We start from the raw sequence: 17,811 nt of genomic DNA on the forward strand, positions 1-17,811 counted from the left end.
AATTTGACTTTGAAGATTTGGCGTCAGAAGGATGCCAAGACCAAGGGACAGTTCGAAACTGTCAAGATCAACGATGTTTCTCCGGACATGTCCTTCTTGGAAATGCTCGACATTGTGAACGAAGAACAGATGAAGCAGGGCAAGGAAGGCTTCGCTTTCGACCACGACTGCCGCGAAGGTATCTGTGGCATGTGCTCTCTCGTCATCAACGGTATGCCGCACGGTCCAGACCATGCAACGACTACCTGCCAGCTTCACATGCGCAAGTTCAAGGATGGCGACACCATCGTGATCGAACCGTGGCGCGCCGCCGCATTCCCGGTTATCCGTGACTGCGCTGTAGATCGTACCGCATTCGACCGTATCATCCAGGCTGGCGGCTTCGTTTCCGTCAACACCGGTGCTGCTCCTGAAGCATCCACGATTCCGGTTCCCAAGGCCGATGCCGATCGCGCCTTCGACGCTGCCGCTTGCATTGGTTGCGGTGCTTGCGTCGCTGCATGTAAGAACGCATCTGCTATGCTCTTCGTCTCTGCTAAGGTTTCTCACCTCAGCTTCTTGCCGCAGGGCAAGGTCGAAGCCAAGAAGCGCGTTTTGGCCATGGTCGCTCAGATGGACAAGGAAGGCTTCGGCAACTGCACGAACCTTTACGAATGCCAGGCTGCCTGCCCGAAGGGTATCACCGTCGATTACATCGCCAAGATGAACCGCGAATACCTCATGGCCACCGCCACCTACGCCGAAAAGGTTTACGGCAAGGACTAGTTTTCGGTATTGTCATGCCCGCCTCCGAGCGGGCATCGCCCTAAACGCAAAAAGGACCGCAGCGATGCGGCCCTTTTTGTATGATTGCAATTATAAATTATCTTATTTGAATCTTGTATTTTTGCGTATTATTGCCGGAAACAACATTCAATATATAGACGCCCCGATTCAAATTATCAAGCGGAATGTAATGATTGGTTGCGGCGTCTCCTTCATATATTCCTTTGAGTATTCCGCGAACATCGGAAATGAGAACCTTAAGTTCAGATGCTATTGGACTTTTTACCAATAAACTGTTGCGATCTTTGATGAAGTGGAACTTGAGGCGAGAGAATGTGCCGATGTGTAGCGTCTGTTTGGGCTTATAAATTGCTGCTGTTGCACTGGTGTCATTTGGCAATTGACAATAATTATCGATGTCTTGGTTGAATACAGAAGCGTGTTTATAAGGTCCTATGGCACAGAGGTTAAAACGGTAGCGGCCGGGATCTGCCTGGATTTTGAAATTGATGTAAACAAGTTGCTTTGCCGCTTGTTCTCCATTAATTTTTACTTCGCCTGTGTACCAGGAGGGTTGTTCGAATTCAGACCACGGAATGCATTGCGTTTTTGCCACATTTGGGGCTTCATCTAGAATTTTTGCAGGAATGGCATTGCTTAGGGTTGCTTCAACATTTTGGCTGAGGCCAAGTTCAAGAATCGGTGCAACTTCGGATTTGTATATAATGCAGATACCTCCCCAGTCAGAGGCGTCTGCGGCGATTGGGGTATCATCTGTTTTAGAGGTTTCTCCTGCGACATTGATATATGCTGATATGAATGGGGCTGCTGTAGAAGTTCCCTGATCAAGTACGGCTGTGCCGCAAACACCATTGCAAAATTCAAGAAGGGGTTCAATCGCAAAATCCCAGTATTCATTGCCGAGCTCGGTTGGCAATAGGGTCCTTGATAAGCCGTTTTGCTGATGATCGTCGGAAAAAAGCCAGTAACCAGCGGTTTCGGTACCTCCATCAAGGGTGGTATAGACGTATGGGGCGATTTCATGCCCAAACCAGTCGTCAAACGAAAATGAAGCCGTTGCTGCTAAAAGTACAATTGATGATAAGAATTTGTTCATGGTATTAATGTAAAAAATAGCGAGGGGAAAAGTATTGAAAAACTCGTAATTGTCCAAAATTCTCGGGAAAAGGTCAATTTTTCGGAAAATCCCCAAAAGAAATTGTAGCCCGGTGGTGTCCGGCAGGCGAAGCTGAGCGTCTCTTTCCTATATTTCTATCAGAAATTAAAAAAGGAATCAAAGATGAAAAAGTTTTTTGCAATGCTTGCGGCGTTTGCGTGTGCCGCCTTCCTTTCTGCTTGTAACGAACAGAAGTCCGAAAGCAAGACCGCTGCCGACGAATCCTTCAACAAGGTCAAGGCCGCAGGCGTGTTTGTGCTCGGCCTCGACGATTCCTTCCCGCCGATGGGCTTCCGCGACAAGGACAATAACATCGTGGGCTTTGATATCGACCTTGCGACTGAAGTTTGCGCGCGTCTCGGTCTCAAACTCAAAACGCAGCCGATTTCGTGGGACGCGAAGGAACAGGAACTGAACACCGGCAAGATTGACTGCATTTGGAACGGCATGAGCGTTGACCCGGCACGCGCCATGGCTATGAACTTGAGCGAACCGTATCTCCAGAACCGCATGATTTTCACCGTGAAGGACAAGGCTCTTGCAAGTCTCGCGGCTCTCGCCGGCAAGAAGATTGCCGTGCAGAACGGTTCTACCGCCCAGAAGTTGCTCGATGCCTCCGAAGCGGGCAAGGCCGCCAAGGAAATCGTCCCGTTTGATGACAACCAGACGGCGCTCTTGGATTTGGATAAGGGCGGTGTCGATGCTGTGTTCCTCGACGAAATTGTCGCCAAGTACTGGATTGTCACAAATGCTAAATCCTACATTGTTCTCGAAGAAGGCCTCTCTGACGAAGTCTATGCTGTGGGTTTCCGCAAGAAGGACCAGGCTCTGCGTGATTCCGTGAACAACGTGCTTGCCGCCATGAAGGCTGACGGCAAGTTCGCTGAAATCTCTGCCAAATGGTTTGGCAAGTAACGGTCGGCGCGCAGTTCTATGTCTGACTTGAGCAATTTACTTCCTATTCTTTGGGGCGGCTTTTGCACAACGCTTGCAATTTTCGCCCTTACGCTATTGTTCTCGATTCCTCTAGGCTTGCTTGTGGCGGTGCTCAAGATGAGCCGTTATCGCATTATTCGTTACCCGGTGTCGTTCTACATCTCGGTGATGCGCGGCACTCCGCTGCTCTTGCAGATTGTAGCGATTTACTTTGGCTCGTATTACCTGAGCGAATACGCGGGCGTGGATTTCTCGTTTGATCGATTCCCGGCGGTGATTGTCGCGTTTTCGATAAACTATGCTGCGTACTTTGCAGAAATTTTCCGCGGCGGCATCCAGTCGATTCCCAAGGGGCAGTACGAAGCCGCTTATATGCTTGGCTTGACTCGTGCTCAAACTTTTTACCGCATTATCCTCCCGCAGGTTGTAAAGCGTGTTGTGCCCGCCAGTGCAAACGAAGTCATCACGCTTGTGAAAGATACTTCACTAGCGCAAGTGATTGCCGTGACGGAACTTTTTGCACTCGCCAAAAAACAACAGGCGGCTTACGCTAGCATTTATCCTTTGTTTGTGGCGGGCGTGTTCTATTACATTGCCAATTTGCTCTTGAGCATGTTCTTTGCTTACGTTGAACGCAAGCTGAATTATTATAAGTGAGGCGTGGTATGGATTATGCAAACAATCAGTCTGTAATTACAAATGGCGCCTCTCAAGATACATCTCCGATTCTCGAAGTCAAGCACTTGAAAAAATCTTTTGGTGACTTGCATGTGCTCAAGGATATTTCTTTGGACCTCAACGCCGGCGAGGTGCTTTCGATTATTGGACCTTCCGGTTCTGGCAAAAGTACGCTCCTCCGTTGCTTGACGCAGCTCGAAACATTCGAAGCGGGCGAGGTGCGTGTTGATGGAAAAAACTTGGTTGTGTCAGCCCTCAACGAACCGATAAAATATGCTCCCGCTAATGTGCTCCGCGAAATTCGCCTTTCGACCGGTCTCGTGTTTCAGAACTTCAATCTGTTCCCGCATTTGACCGTTCTCCAGAACTTGACGCTTGCTCCGATTCGCGTGCTCGGCATTCCGCGTGAAGAAGCCCGCGCTACGGGACGTCGTTTGCTTAAGCAGATGGGGCTTGAAAGCAAGGAAAAGTCTTACCCCTGCGAACTGAGTGGCGGCCAGCAGCAGCGCGTGTCTATAGCCCGTGCGCTTGCTTTAAAACCAAAAATTCTTTTCTTTGATGAACCGACGAGCGCTTTGGACCCAGAACTTACGGGCGAGGTTCTCAAGATTATCAAGAAGCTGGCCGAAGACCGCATGACGATGGTCATTGTGACTCATGAAATGGCTTTTGCACGTGATGTGGCGAACAAGGTTATTTTCATGGATCAGGGTGTCGTTGTTGAACAAGGAACTCCTGATTTTGTGTTTAACCAATCTCAAAACAAACGATTGAGCGCATTTTTGGAACGCTTTTCTCGGAACTAGTTCTCCTTTTTTTATTTTATGATGACCATGGAAGATTTTTTCTTTTATGGAAATATTTTATAAAAAGTGAGTTAGAATGAAACGTTTTATAGTTGCATTGGCGGTTGCGCTGATGGGCTTTGGCTCAAACGCTTTTGCCGATGAAGACAATTTTAACGATGCTTCTGCTAAAAAATCAGAAGCTCCTGCGGTTAGAAACCTATCTGTAGACCCATTTCACTTTGGTGTTCATGTGGGTATGGGCTTTGGAAGCTATTGGGATTATCCGTCCGATTTGCTTGGGAAAAATGATTGGTTTAATGTGGGCTTTGATTTAGGTTGCACGTTCAACACCAGGATTAACCGTTATTTGAGCGTTGTTCCGGAATTGAATTTTGGCATGGTTATAAGCTCTAGAGATCTTGGTGATGATGTCTCCGAGAATCGCGGAGCCTATGGAATCAATATTCCAGTTGCTGTTCGTTTTACTCCGACTCGGCAGTTTTATCTTGAAACCGGTGTCCGCATGGCCTTTAACTTTGCGTCATCGCATACCTTTAGCGGGTCTGACTTTTATGGCAATTCTGTTTCTGTTTCGGCTTCGGAAACAGATGGGTTCGTTTGGGAGGCAAAGACTTTTGTTCCGTCCCTTATCTTTGGCCTTGGTGGGACCTTCAGAGAAAATTCACATCATGATATTGATGTTGGCGCTCGTTTTGTTCTTGATGTTGGCGGAATTGAAAAATATGACGATATTTACCTTACCGATGGTAAACAAAGGATGTCTGTGAAAAATAAAGCGAAAGTGTGGAATATACAGATTGTTTTCAATTACTATTTTGGTTCACCGCTATCCAGCTTTTAATAAATGTTCGATATTGCCAAATTTTGCCGTTTTGGGGTGAATTTGGCTGTGTTGTACAAGAATAAAACATTTTTGAAAATTTTTATAAAATTTTCAAAAATGTTGTTCTGTGTTTTTGTATTTTACCCTCACCAAATAAAACTGATTATGCGACATCATCAGATGTTGTTTAAAGGAGAAAAAATGAAAAAGATCATACTTGCTTCTGCTATTGCCTTTATGTGCCTTAGCTCAAACGCCTTTGCCGAAGATGATGGCTATGGTAACGACATTCCACCAGCAAGGTCCGAAGGCACTGTCGATGACGGCTACGGCAACAAACTCCCAGCAAATAATGAACCGGAATACAAGTCTTTTGAAGAAGCCCGTGCTTCGTCTAATGGCTCTTCGTCCGGTTCTTCGACTTCTGCCGATGCTCCGATATTCAATATCGGCTTCCATTTAGGCTTTGGCTTTGGAAATTTGTTGAGCTACCCGTCTAATCCTTTGTATACGGAATACATGGGAAAAAAGGAAGATTGGACAAATTACTCATTTGACGTTGGTGGTATCTTCAAGTATCGCGTCAATAACATGTTGATGGTCGTTCCTGAAGTCAATTTGGGCGTTGGTATCATGACAAGAGAAACGGAAAGTGGACGTCACTGGTTCCTTGGTGATTACAAAGTCAGTGAAAACCGCGCGTTTATCAACGTCAACGTCCCGCTTATGGCTCGATTCACTCCGATTAAGTATTTGTATCTCGAAGCCGGTGCTCGTCTGAACTTCAATTTCACGACTGTTCATACACAAGATATTACCGACAAGGATGGCAATCCTTATGAGGTTTGCTTCGCTGGAGAATGCAAGAAAATGTCTGATGAATTGGAAGAATGGAAGGTTAGCTCGTTTATTCCGTCTGCAGTTGCAGGTATAGGTGCCTCGTTCAAGTACAAGAATCGTGAATTTGACGTGGGTATTCGCTTTACATGGGACTTGACGGGTCTTGAAAAGGACGACAAGGTGGATTTCTTCGATCCTAGCGAGGGAAAATATCTTGAAGACGAAAATGGCGAAAAGCTTGTTCTCAAGAATAATACGAAGTGGATGTCGTTCCAGTTTGTGCTGAACTACTATCTGTTCTAATAAATTGATGCTCAAATGATTCTCGAATCTCCCTTTCGTTAGGGAGAATTTTTTTACAAAAAAATTTAGTCCAAAAGCCTGCTAAAAGCGTGTTTATATAGTAGAAGCCTTTTAGCAGGAGAAAAATGGATGAATCATAATCAAGTGGCTTTGTTCGCAAAGCCTGAATTTAATTTGATGCCGCGCGAAAAAATGGAATACGTTGGCGTCAGTGCCTTGAGCAATGAAGAATTGTTGGCAATTATTTTGGGGAGCGGTTGCCACGATTGCGATGTATTCGAGCTTGCTCGGCGGCTTTCCCAGTTCTTATCTACAGAAACATCGGTCCCGACGCTTGCGAGCCTCAAACGAATTCGTGGACTTGGAAAAGTTAAGGCGGCGCAAATCTTGGCGTGTCTTGAACTTTCGGGACGCTTTATTTTAAGCGACAAGGCGATTCCTGTTTCTGTTCCCGAAGATGTGCTTTCGCGGGTCTCGTACATGAAATACGAGTCGCAAGAACATTTAGTTTTAATTTCGTTGAACTCTGCAAATTTCATCATTCGCGTTCATGAACTCACGACTGGGCTTGTGAATCAGACTCCGGTGCACCCGCGCGAAGCCTTTGCTTTAGCCATCGAAGATAGGGCTGTGTCTGTTATCTTTGTTCACAATCATCCATCAGGTTCTTTGGAACCTAGTCCCGAAGACATGTCGATTACTCGGGTCCTTTGTGCATCGGGTAAAATTTTGCAAATCCCGGTTCTGGACCATATCATCATTGGTAAAAGTGGGTTTACAAGCATTTGCAGATGCTGCCCGGAAATCTTCGAAAGCTCTTTTTCTAAGTGAATTTGTGTAAAAAAAAAGAAATGAAATGGCGATTTTAAAGAAGTATGTATTATTTGTCAATTATTTTAACAGACAAAAAGTGCGGACTTTTTTTTAAAGAGTTATATTTCACTTAAACATTACTATGATAAGGACCTCTCTATGCAAGGGTAGGTCAAAATTAAGGAGACTCTATGAAACGAGTAGCAATGGGATTGGCTCTGGCAATGGCGGCATCCGCCTTTGCTGGTCATGCCAATACGATTAACAAGACGGGCTTTGTCGGTGTCAATAAGACACAGTCTGCCCAGTCTCTCGGTCATTCCAAGCTTGTATTTACGGCTTTGGGTGACTATACATTTGGCAATGACATGTTCAAGTCTGAAGGCGATTGGGCTTATCCTTTGGAATATGCACCCGCGAAGCAGAAGGCCGAAGTTGCTAGCTACAATGGTGTTAGTGCTTATGTTGGCTTGGCTATCGGTCTTTTGGACTACTTCGACATTGGTGTAACGTTGCCGGTCTTCTATGACCAGTTCAATGGCAATACGGTATGCTCTAATCAAGACATTGAAGCGAGAACCTGCAATGGAGATCCGCTCTCCTCTACAAAGAAAGGCTACATCGGTAACGTGACTGCTAGCTTGAAAGCTCGTGCTCCGATTCCGGCTGATGTGCCTGTCGATTTCGCAGCTTTCTTCAGATATTCTTTCAAGACATCCAAGAATACCAAGCAGGGTCTTTGGATTCGTGAACCGGAATACATTGCTAAGGAAACGGGTTATGCATTAGCATATGGTACAGCAAAGTCTGTCTTTACTGTCGGTGCTGCTTTGACGTTGGACCTTTCCAAGATTGATGCCATACCTCTCCTCGTTCACTTGAACGGTGGTTACCGCATGTCCATGGACAAGGCTTACTTGTCTTTCCCGTTTGCAAGCGCTGCTCTCGAATTCTACGTTCTTGACTTCCTCTCGTTCTTCGGTGAATTCTACATGGATATCCAGACCGACGACTTCGTATGGAACCATAGCAAGAACGCTAACAATGAAGATGTTGTCCTTCCGGAAAAGCTTGACATGAAGCAGGTTACGGGTGGTGCCGTGTTCCACTTGCCGATCGGTCTTGACATCCAGCTCGGTGCATCTGTTTATGTTGGCAATGACAATTATGTGCATTTTGCTAAGGTTCTTCAGAACGAAGAAAATATTAATACGGCTGGTGGCGTTACTGCAACCAAGACCCGCGTGAACCCGCAGATTGCTTTGTTCGGCGGCCTTACTTGGTCTGGCTTCCTTTCTCCGCAAGACCGCGATGGCGACGGTGTGGCTGACGGTGATGACCGTTGCCCGGATGACTATGGTCATCGTTTGAACGGCGGCTGCCCGATGGGTAACCCGGATAGCGACGAAGATGGTATCTGCGACGCTTGGGTTTCTGAAAAGGGTATGCTTGACGAATTCCGTAATGTTTGCGAAGGCATCGACCAGTGCCCGACCGAAAAGGGTAACAACTCCAATGGCTGCCCGTCTGATGATCCGGACCCGGATAAGGATGGCGTTTGCGATTCTTGGGTAAGCCAGAAGGGTCAGCTTGATCAGTTCAAGGAAATTTGCGAAGGTATCGACCAGTGCCCGGCCGAAGCTGGTACGCTCGTCAACAACGGTTGCCCGGAAGACAATCCGGACCCAGATGGCGACGGTCTCTGCTCTCCGTGGGTCACCGACAAGAACAAGCTTGATCAGTACACTGGCGTTTGCAAGGGCTACGACATGTGTCCGGGTGAAGCAGGTGCTGCCGGCAATAAGGGCTGCCCGTGGGATGATCCGGACAGCGACGGCGACGGCGTTTGCGATGAATGGGTTGTTCAGAAGAAGCTCGGTTACTACTTCGAAAAGGCTGCTGAAGACGAAGCTCTCGCTAAGGAATGGTTCATTGGCAAGTCCTGCAAGGGTCTTGACAAGTGCCCGCTCGAACACGGCGTGCCTGCATATGATGGTTGCCCGCTCCCGGATCCGGACCTTGACAAGGATGGCGTCTGCGATGCTTGGGTCACCGAAAAGAACATGTTCAACCTCTACGAAGGTGTCTGCGCTGGTCTTGACCGCTGCCCGAATGAAGCTGGCGATGACGGATTCGGATGCCCGAAGAAGAAGGCTGAAAAGCTCGAAGGTCTTACCTTCAAGAGCGGTAAGGCTACAATTTCCGCCAATGCTAAGAGAATCCTTAAGGGTGTTGCTCAGAAGCTCAAGGAAGACGAAGCTTACAAGGACCTCAAGATTGTGATCCAGGGTCATACCGACAACCGCGGTAAGGCTAAGAAGAACCTCAAGCTCTCTGATCGCCGCGCTAAGGCCGTTATGAAGCAGCTCACGAAGTTCGGCGTTGCTAAGAACCGCATCAAGGCTGTTGGTCTCGGCTCTACCTGCCCGGTTGACGACAACTCCACGGCAGAAGGTCGCGAAAACAACCGTCGTATTGAAATGCACTTCGTCACACCGGAAAATGACGGTATGAAGTGCGAAAGCAACTACGTTGGTGACTAATACCTTTTAGAGTCTCAAACAAAGCCCCGGGCGTAAAGCTCGGGGCTTTTCTTATAATCGCAGCTACGTTGCCATTTTATCATTCCCGCCTTGTGCGGGAGCTCTGTACTCATTTGCCTCGATCTGTCATCCTGAGCGCAGCGAAGTCGAAGGATTACCCTTACATGTCATTCCCGCCTTGTGCGAGAATCTCTTTTTCGATTTTCTACATTTGGCATATGACAAAACTTGATGAAATTTTGACCGCCAAAAACTTTAGCAATCACGACCTCGTGGAAATGCTCCCTGTGAACTTGAACCATAAGATGGTGCAGAAGGCGCGCCTCGGCAAGAAGCCCGTGCCCAAGCATACGCAGGATCTAATCTTGCAGGCTTTAAACAAACTCTTATTGCAAAACGCCGCCGAAGTCGAAGGCCAAGTTGCAAAGCAATACAAGCGCGTGGAAGTATTTGGAAGCGACGAAGTCGCATAGCTATGAGCGATGGGGGCGGCACGTTGTGCCTTTGAGCTCGCTTCGCTTGGACTGTTCTAATTACAATAAGCTCATACCCCATACCTCATACCCCTGTTTACTAACCACTAACCACTGTCTACTTCCGACTTCCTACTTCCTACTTTTATATAATTACAATATGCAGCAATACTTAGACCTTCTCCAAGATATTATCGATAACGGTGTGGATCGCTCCGACCGCACTGGCACTGGCACCCGTTCTGTTTTCGGTCGTCAGACGCGTTTTGACCTTTCCAAAGGCTTCCCGTGCTTAACGACCAAGAAGCTTCATTTGCGCAGTATCATTCACGAACTGCTATGGTTTTTGAAGGGCGATACGAATATCAAGTATCTGCACGATAACAAGGTTACGATTTGGGACGAATGGGCCGATGAAAATGGCGACCTGGGCCCGGTTTATGGTCATCAGTGGCGTTCTTGGCCGACGCCGGATGGTGGACATATAGACCAAATTGCGAATTTGATTAACAGCCTTAAGAACAATCCGGATTCCCGCCGTCACTTGGTTTGCGCTTGGAACGTTGCCGAAGTGGACAAAATGGCTTTGCCGCCGTGCCATTGTCTGTTCCAGTTTTATGTGGGCGGAGTCGGTGCATCGGGCAAGCGTAAGCTCAGTTGCCAACTTTACCAGCGCAGTGCTGATATGTTCCTCGGTGTGCCGTTCAACATTGCATCGTACTCGCTTTTGACGATGATGCTTGCTCAGGTCTGCGGTTATGAAGCGGGTGAGTTTGTCCATACGTTTGGCGACCTTCATTTGTACAGCAATCATTTTGATCAGGCTCGTGAGCAGCTTTCGCGTACACCGCGTGCGCTCCCGACAATGAAGATGAATCCTGATGTCAAGGATTTGTTCGATTTCAAGTTTGAAGATTTTGAACTTGTAAATTACGATCCGTGGCCGACCATCAAGGCTCCGATTGCGGTGTGATGAACTCTAGTATCGACTTTATAGGCGATATTCATGGGCACTACGATGAACTCGTGGTGCTCCTTAAAAAGTTGGGCTATCAGGAGCAGGGAGGCGCTTATCGCTTTCCGGGTAATGCTCGGACGGTTGTATTTTTGGGGGATTACATCGACCGCGGGAGTCAAGTTCGCGAAACGGTCAACCTTGTGCGTGCCATGCGTGATGCGGGTTCTGCTGTAGCGCTTATGGGCAATCACGAATTTAATGCGCTGAGTTTTTGGCACGAGAATGGAGCCGGTGGGCGACCTTTAAAATCAATTCGTGGCGGCTATTTGCGCGAACATACTTTTAACAAAGTAGCGATTCATGTGAAGACTGTCGAGAGTTATCGCGGGCGCAAAGACGAGTTCGCGGAAATGCTCGATTTTTTCAAAACGCTCCCGTTTTACTTGGAAACGGAAACATTCCGCGCGCAACACGCCTGCTTTGATTTGCATGGCGTACAAGTTCTCAAAGATTTGAATCTCCGTGCTTTTACGGATGGCAATTTTGATGAACTGATTGCACGTGCTAATGACCAATATAACGAATATGATGATTCGCTTTACGAGCCGCTTAGTTTGTTGTTGAAAGGTCCAGAATTGGATTTGCCGGATGGTCTCACGTTCCGGGATGCCGAAGGCGTGCTCCGTAAACGTACGCGTTTGCGCTGGTGGATTGACCCGAAAAATGCAAACTTGCAGGAGCTCAGTTTCCAACCGGGCGTGGAATTACCTCTGGTTGAAGTGCCGCAAGAAATTCATGAACTCGATTTCTATGGCGAAAATGAACGCCCTGTTTTCTTTGGACATTATTGGTTGACGGGATTCCCTGAACTTATTCGTGATAACGTTTGCTGCTTGGATTACAGCGTTGCTGGCTACCGCGGTGATGGGCGCCTTGTTGCATACCGTTTCGATGGCGAACAAAAACTCGATAACCAAAAGTTCGTCTCGGTCGCCGCCGGAACAGCATTATAAAAGCCCATACCCCATAGCCCAAAGCACCGAAGGTGCGACCCCATAGCTGATTGCCTTATTGCTATATTTATGGTATGCTACAATGGGATACGCTTCTTTCTGCAACGCGTTACGGTCACCCGGCCGATCCGGACCCGAACCGTTCTGACTTCCATCGCGATTACGACCGCATCGTTTTTTCTACAGCTTTTCGTCGCTTAGGCCGCAAGACTCAGGTTCACCCGTTCTCGGTGAATGACCATGTTCACAGCCGTCTTACGCACAGCCTTGAAGTTTCGAGTGTGGGTCGTAGCCTTGCGATTACGGTGTATCACTTGATTAAAAAGCATTTGCCGAAGTACGTGAACGAATACCAGTTTGGAACGATTGTGCAGTCGGCATGCCTCGCGCACGATATTGGAAACCCGCCGTTTGGCCATGCGGGCGAAGCGGCTATCCGTGAATGGTTCCGCAAGAATCGTCATTCCGCACCGATGTCCGAAATGAACGACAAGGAAATTGCGGACTTCGAAAATTTTGATGGCAATGCGCAAGGTCATCGTATTTTGAGCAAGCTGGAATACCACTTCCTTGATGGCGGTATGCGCCTTACGTATGCAACCATCGGCTCGATGATCAAGTACCCGCGATTGGCTTATTACGGTTGCCCGACGAGCTTGTTCAGAACCGAAGCTGAACTTTACCGTGAAACGGCGGAAATTCTTGGCATCCCAGAAATTGAAAACGGCGTGTGGGTGCGTCATCCGCTGGTGTACTTGATGGAAGCCGCTGACGACATTTGCTATTCGATTCTCGACGTGGAGGATGCTATTGAACTTGGCATTCTCACGTTTGGAGATGTGCGCAACATGTTCAGTTTTTTGTGCGGTCCGGAAGTGGATATTGACCGTGAATTCGAAGAAAACGGCCAGAACTTTAGAGACTTCCTCAGCAGTATTCGCGGGCGCGCTATCCAGAATTTGATTGATGACGTGGCCGTACTTTTCGTAAAGCATTATGACCGCATTATGGAAGGCTCGCTGGACAAGCACTTGATTGATCTTTCCCGTTCCGATACGATGGAAGGCATTCGCATTGCAAAGCGCTTGGGTGTTGAACGTATTTACCCGGACCGCCGCAAAACAGAGCTCGAAGTCGGTAGCTACACGACGCTTAGCACTGTGCTCGATGCGTTTATCAACGGCGTTTATGATTACCGCCAGAATGGTCGAAACTCGTACCGCGCCAATAGAATTGTACGCTTGATTGGACAAGCAAAAATTGGCCAAAGTGTGACAACTGCCGAAGCGTACCATCAGGTGCTCGACTTTGTAAGCGGCATGACGGACAATTACGCCACGTATTTGGCTCGCCAAATTGGTGGCCTTGCCATGGGTTATTAAAAGTTTTCAGGGGTGTTGCGAAGTGAGTGCGCTGGATATCGGCATCAAAAACGACGCTTCGAAAATTTGGTTGTTCGATTATGACCTCACGCTTTACGGCGAAGAGGAACGTTTTGTTCTAAATTCGCTCGACCACCGCATTGCTGAATTTGTCCAAAAAACGGTTGGCGGAACATTCGAAACCGCAACAGAAATCCGCAAGGATTATCTGCATCGTTTTGGTACAACGCTTTCGGGACTCATGGCGATGAACGGAACGGCGCCTGATGATTTCTTTGACTTTATCCATGAACCGGAGTACTTAGTTTACCCAAAAGTATCGCCCGAAAAATTTACTTTGCTAAAGTTGCTTACGGGGCATCGCTTTGTGTTTACGAATGGGCGAGGGGACTGGAGCCGCGCCGGCATGGCACGCATGGAAATTGCGCCTGCCATTGAAGATGTTTTTGACCTCAAGCTCATGGATTGGGAAGGAAAACCGCATGCAAGCGCTTACGAAAAAATTGAAAAATGGCTTGTGGCGCGAGGTGTTTTGAATAAAGACGCTAAGGATAAGTCTCAAATTGTGCTGTTAGAAGACTCGCTTCGCAATTTGGAACCCGCTCACGAACGCGGTTGGACAACGATTCTTGTGAATCCGAACGTACAAGCGCCCGATTGGGTGGATTTTCATATCCCGCATTTACTAAATTTACGGGAGAAGTTAATTGAATTTAGTGATTAGTATGCAGTGGTTAGTAAACAGGTATGAGGTCGCTTCGCTCTGGGGGCGTGCTAAAGCACTTTGGGCACGCTTCGCTTTGGGTGGTTGCTTATGCTTGTTTGCCCAAAGCACCCCTTCGATGAAACTCAGGGTAAACTCCGGTGCGACCCCATAACCCCAACCCCCATAGCTCTATGCTCGACTTACTTTCCATGGATTTTATGCAGAACGCCCTGATTGCAGCGGTGCTTGTGGCCATTGCTTGCGGCGTGATGGGAACGTACGTCGTCGTAAACCGCCTCGTTTCGCTTTCGGGCGGTGTGGCGCATGCTTCGTTCGGCGGTGTTGGGCTTGCGTGCTTTATCGGTTTTTCGCCAATGCTTGGTGCGCTTGGTTTTGCTTTGGCTTGCGCGATGCTTATGGGCTCGCTCACTTGGCGCGACCGCAAACATGCCGATACTTTTATCGGGATTATCTGGGCTGCGGGCATGGCGCTTGGCGTGATTCTCACGGATTTGACGCCGGGCTACAGTGGTGAAATGATGAGCTTTTTGTTCGGTAGCCTTTTGACCGTGCCAACGGAACTACTTTGGTGGATGGGCGCGTTGCTTGTATTCATCTTGGCTTCTGTTTCCATTTGTTACCGCAACTTTCTTTCAATTTCGTATGACCCGGAATTTGCGCGTGTTCGCGGCATTCCTGTGCTGAACTATTACATGCTTTTGATCGCGTTGATTGCGCTTACGGTCGTAATTGCGGTGCAGGCGGTGGGCATGATTCTTGTAATTGCGCTTTTGACAATTCCTGCGTATATCGCTGAATGTTATGCCAAGAATTTGCTCCAGATGATGGTGATTTCGGTTCTGGTTTCGCTTGTGCTTGTGGTTCTTGGACTTTTGGTCGCGTGCCAGTTCAATTTTGTTGTTGGGCCTACGATTATTGCAGGCGGAGTTGTTCTGTATCTGCTTAATTTTGCAGTAAAAAAGATTATTAAAAAATAGGAGAGGGAAAATGTTTTCTAAATGGCGTATTTCGATCGCTTTCTTGTGTTCGTTCATGGCTACATCGGCGTTTTCTGCCGTTGCCCGTAATTCGTTTGACAACATGGATGTTAAAACGTCTTATTCTGAACTGCTGCAAGAGAAAAATGCTCGTAACGATTCGCTTTTGCCGGCGTTCGATGGTGACAAGGCTTTTGCCGAAGTGCTCCGCTTGAATCCGAATTTCTGGAGTTTGGGTAGCGCCATCAACAAAGAAGAATCTCTTGTGACAAAGCTTCACGTCAGTTTGATTTTTGTAGATGGTACTCGCGAAGACCCGTTCTGCGAACTCGATAAGGATGCCAAAAATACGGCTGATGAATGGAACGTGCGCATCGGTGCGGACTTTGTTTCGGCAGGCTCGAATACTGTGCATATTCACGTGCAACAGTGCTTGGACTATGTTCGCGACCAGCTTGGTTATGCTATCAAGAAGGGTGACAAAATTATCCATGTCCCGCCCAAGGAAACTCTTGAAAAAATCAAGAAGAGCGAAATTCCGGATGCCATTGATATTGATTTGCAACAAACTCTCTTGAAGGCTCACGAAGATGTGAATCTCACCGGCAAATGCCCCAAGGATATCGAAGCCTACATCATCCTCATGAATGTCTATAATCAAGTCAAGAACTTGAAGATGGACTACGTTGTCATCAATGATCAGTTGAACAAGCACCGCAATGGCGGCTCTCGCGTGCAGTCATGCGCTTTCAGCCGCGAATGGAACAAGCGCTATCAAGAAAGCGCCAGCTTCGAATGCGATATCGATAATGACCGTTGCACCTACCGCCAAGAAAACGATGGCGATACCGAATGGTCTATCAACTACGAAAAAGACCGCTTTGAATACATCAACAAGAAGTTCCTCTTCTTCAATCGTAATCCGATGAGCATCCACAAGGGCGGCACGATGATGGACTTGCGCCTCATCCGCCTCTCTACGACACTTTATCTAGAAGCCTACATCAACTTGAAGGGTGAACCTGTGACGCTCGGCCTTATCGTTGTTCCTGGCGACAAGAGCCTCAAGGATTACGAAGACGATCGCCCGTCTTACGAAGAATCCCGCGAAATGATGGAATAATTTTGATTTGTCATTCCCGGCTTCGATCGGGAATCGCTTTTTTTATTGAGAAAATCACAAAAACATCACAAAGTACACTGGAAGGTACAGTGTATTTCTCTTTTGGACAATATCAGGGCTGTTTGAAAGTACAATTCCCATTTGAACGTTGCCTGTTTTTTGCAAATTGTTGAGTGCGCTGTGGATGGTGAAATCTCGTCCTGACTTGACTTCAATAGGAACTGCCGTTAGAGCATCATAATTGTCGATTAAAAAATCAACTTCACCTTTTAGACGGTTGTCGTAGTAATACAGTTTTTTCCCGTGGGCGTTCAATTCGCTCGCAACAACGGTTTCGTAAATGGCACCTAGGTTTATGCTAGGAATATCGCTCATCACGGCGTTGATGTTGTTGCCGTAAAGAATACCTGTCAAAATACCTACATCGTTGAGGTAAAGCTTTAATAAATTCTTTGTGGTGGATTGAACTAATGGAAATTTGATGTCTGTAATCGCTGAAACTTCTAGTGCGACGCCCGCGTTGGTCAGGTATTCAAATTCGTCCTCGTATTTATCGAGTTTGACTTTTTTAGATTCAATTTTGTTGGCGATAATCCGCTTTTTCTTGTTTTCCATCATTGATGGAATAAGATCGTAAATTTTGCGGATTTTCAATTTGTTCTTGTTATCGTATTTGCTTGCGTCTGCGGCGTAAAAGTTGCGAATATCGTCTTGGATCTTGCGAATTTTGACGATGTTTTTCTCTTGAATAAACATGTTTACTGCATCAGGCATCCCCCCGACTAGCAGGAATTTTTTGAACAGATCCATGACTTTTTCATGCATGGCTCCGTCCAAACTTTGCTTGTTCAAAAATCTGTTTTTTAAGCCTTGGATGGCAAATTCGTTGAATCCATTCGCAAGCAGGAATTCTTCGAAATCCAGCGGATACATGTGTACCGTTTCGATGCTTCCTATGGGAATGGATGATGTTTTTGATAAGGCTACTCCGAGGAGAGAACCGCTGGCGATGTATGTAAAACGATCTTCTTGTTTTAAAAATTTGAGCAATGTTAGTAAGCGTGGGCATTCTTGGATTTCGTCTAAGAAAATTAGTGTATTTTCTTTGTTTCCCATTTTATCGCCCGCGAACATGCTAAGGCGCAGATAGAAATCTTCGGTATTTTGAATGTCTGCAAAAAGGCGCTTGTTGAGTGAATCTTCTAGAAGGTTCAGCTCTATGTAGTTCTGAAAATGTTTTTGCCCCATATAGCGAATGATGTACGACTTTCCTATTTGACGGGCGCCATCGATAACCAGCACCTTGTTGGAGCCGTTGGTGAAGTATTCATCGATTCGTTCCTGTATTTTCCGGTAAAGCATAAAATTGCCTTTTTTTAACGAAAGTCGCTACTTTTGCTACTTTTTAATATGTTTTCTGTCTCTAAAATTACACTTTTCAATACAATTTTTCAATAGAAAATACTACTTT

17 protein-coding genes are annotated in these 17,811 nt (G+C 47.0%); 15 read left to right on the top strand and 2 right to left on the bottom strand.

What is annotated here, in order from left to right:
- A partial coding sequence (locus tag HUF13_RS05470; RefSeq protein WP_304038852.1) for a succinate dehydrogenase/fumarate reductase iron-sulfur subunit occupies positions 1-765 on the top strand: 765 nt, incomplete at its 5' end.
- 97 nt (positions 766-862) lie between these two features.
- On the opposite strand, the gene HUF13_RS05475 is transcribed toward HUF13_RS05470, so the two are convergent.
- Positions 863-1,882: a T9SS type A sorting domain-containing protein gene (locus HUF13_RS05475; protein WP_173474187.1), complete on the bottom strand. Its 1,020-nt coding sequence runs from the start codon at positions 1,880-1,882 to the stop codon at positions 863-865.
- A 183-nt stretch (positions 1,883-2,065) separates the two neighbouring features.
- Between HUF13_RS05475 and HUF13_RS05480 the strand changes: the two genes are divergently transcribed.
- The 14 genes from HUF13_RS05480 (at position 2,066) to HUF13_RS05545 (ending at position 16,340) form a co-directional block, all read left to right on the top strand.
- Positions 2,066-2,857, top strand: coding sequence for an amino acid ABC transporter substrate-binding protein (locus HUF13_RS05480; RefSeq protein WP_173474188.1), 792 nt, complete (start codon positions 2,066-2,068; stop codon positions 2,855-2,857).
- A gap of 18 nt (positions 2,858-2,875) precedes the next feature.
- Positions 2,876-3,535 carry an amino acid ABC transporter permease gene (locus HUF13_RS05485; protein ID WP_173474189.1) on the top strand — a complete coding sequence of 220 codons (660 nt, stop codon included), beginning with the start codon at positions 2,876-2,878 and terminating at the stop codon, positions 3,533-3,535.
- Between the two features lie 8 nt (positions 3,536-3,543).
- A complete protein-coding gene (locus HUF13_RS05490) occupies positions 3,544-4,362 on the top strand; it encodes an amino acid ABC transporter ATP-binding protein (protein WP_304038854.1) in 819 nt (272 codons plus the stop codon).
- A 76-nt stretch (positions 4,363-4,438) separates the two neighbouring features.
- Positions 4,439-5,206 (top strand): porin family protein, encoded by a 768-nt coding sequence (locus HUF13_RS05495; RefSeq protein ID WP_173474190.1) that lies wholly within the window; start codon positions 4,439-4,441, stop codon positions 5,204-5,206.
- 183 nt (positions 5,207-5,389) lie between these two features.
- The gene (locus HUF13_RS05500) at positions 5,390-6,331 is read left to right on the top strand and encodes a porin family protein (RefSeq protein ID WP_173474191.1); all 942 of its coding nucleotides are present in this window, start codon (positions 5,390-5,392) and stop codon (positions 6,329-6,331) included.
- A 129-nt stretch (positions 6,332-6,460) separates the two neighbouring features.
- Positions 6,461-7,162, top strand: coding sequence for a DNA repair protein RadC (gene radC / locus HUF13_RS05505; protein ID WP_173474192.1), 702 nt, complete (start codon positions 6,461-6,463; stop codon positions 7,160-7,162).
- A gap of 173 nt (positions 7,163-7,335) precedes the next feature.
- Complete coding sequence (locus HUF13_RS05510) at positions 7,336-9,687, top strand: OmpA family protein (RefSeq protein ID WP_173474193.1); 2,352 nt, start codon at positions 7,336-7,338, stop codon at positions 9,685-9,687.
- A 218-nt stretch (positions 9,688-9,905) separates the two neighbouring features.
- Positions 9,906-10,160: a hypothetical protein gene (locus tag HUF13_RS05515; RefSeq protein WP_173474194.1), complete on the top strand. Its 255-nt coding sequence runs from the start codon at positions 9,906-9,908 to the stop codon at positions 10,158-10,160.
- 160 nt (positions 10,161-10,320) lie between these two features.
- Positions 10,321-11,133: a thymidylate synthase gene (locus HUF13_RS05520; RefSeq protein ID WP_173357236.1), complete on the top strand. Its 813-nt coding sequence runs from the start codon at positions 10,321-10,323 to the stop codon at positions 11,131-11,133.
- Positions 11,133-12,131 (top strand): metallophosphoesterase, encoded by a 999-nt coding sequence (locus HUF13_RS05525; protein ID WP_173474195.1) that lies wholly within the window; start codon positions 11,133-11,135, stop codon positions 12,129-12,131. The genes HUF13_RS05520 and HUF13_RS05525 overlap by 1 nt, the downstream gene beginning before the upstream one ends.
- Before the next feature lie 74 nt (positions 12,132-12,205).
- Entirely contained in the window at positions 12,206-13,513 is a 1,308-nt protein-coding gene (locus tag HUF13_RS05530) for a deoxyguanosinetriphosphate triphosphohydrolase (protein WP_173474196.1), read from the top strand.
- Between the two features lie 22 nt (positions 13,514-13,535).
- Complete coding sequence (locus HUF13_RS05535) at positions 13,536-14,237, top strand: pyrimidine 5'-nucleotidase (RefSeq protein ID WP_173474197.1); 702 nt, start codon at positions 13,536-13,538, stop codon at positions 14,235-14,237.
- Between the two features lie 173 nt (positions 14,238-14,410).
- A complete protein-coding gene (locus HUF13_RS05540; protein WP_173474198.1) occupies positions 14,411-15,217 on the top strand; it encodes a metal ABC transporter permease in 807 nt (268 codons plus the stop codon).
- Between the two features lie 10 nt (positions 15,218-15,227).
- Positions 15,228-16,340 carry a hypothetical protein gene (locus HUF13_RS05545; RefSeq protein ID WP_173474199.1) on the top strand — a complete coding sequence of 371 codons (1,113 nt, stop codon included), beginning with the start codon at positions 15,228-15,230 and terminating at the stop codon, positions 16,338-16,340.
- A 54-nt stretch (positions 16,341-16,394) separates the two neighbouring features.
- Here the strand turns inward: HUF13_RS05545 and HUF13_RS05550 are convergent, their stop codons facing one another.
- Positions 16,395-17,702, bottom strand: a complete 1,308-nt coding sequence (locus HUF13_RS05550; RefSeq protein ID WP_173474200.1) for an ATP-binding protein — start codon at positions 17,700-17,702, stop codon at positions 16,395-16,397.
- Positions 17,703-17,811 lie beyond the last annotated feature (109 nt).

This window comes from Fibrobacter succinogenes, from assembly GCF_902779965.1.
GTDB lineage: Bacteria > Fibrobacterota > Fibrobacteria > Fibrobacterales > Fibrobacteraceae > Fibrobacter > Fibrobacter succinogenes_F.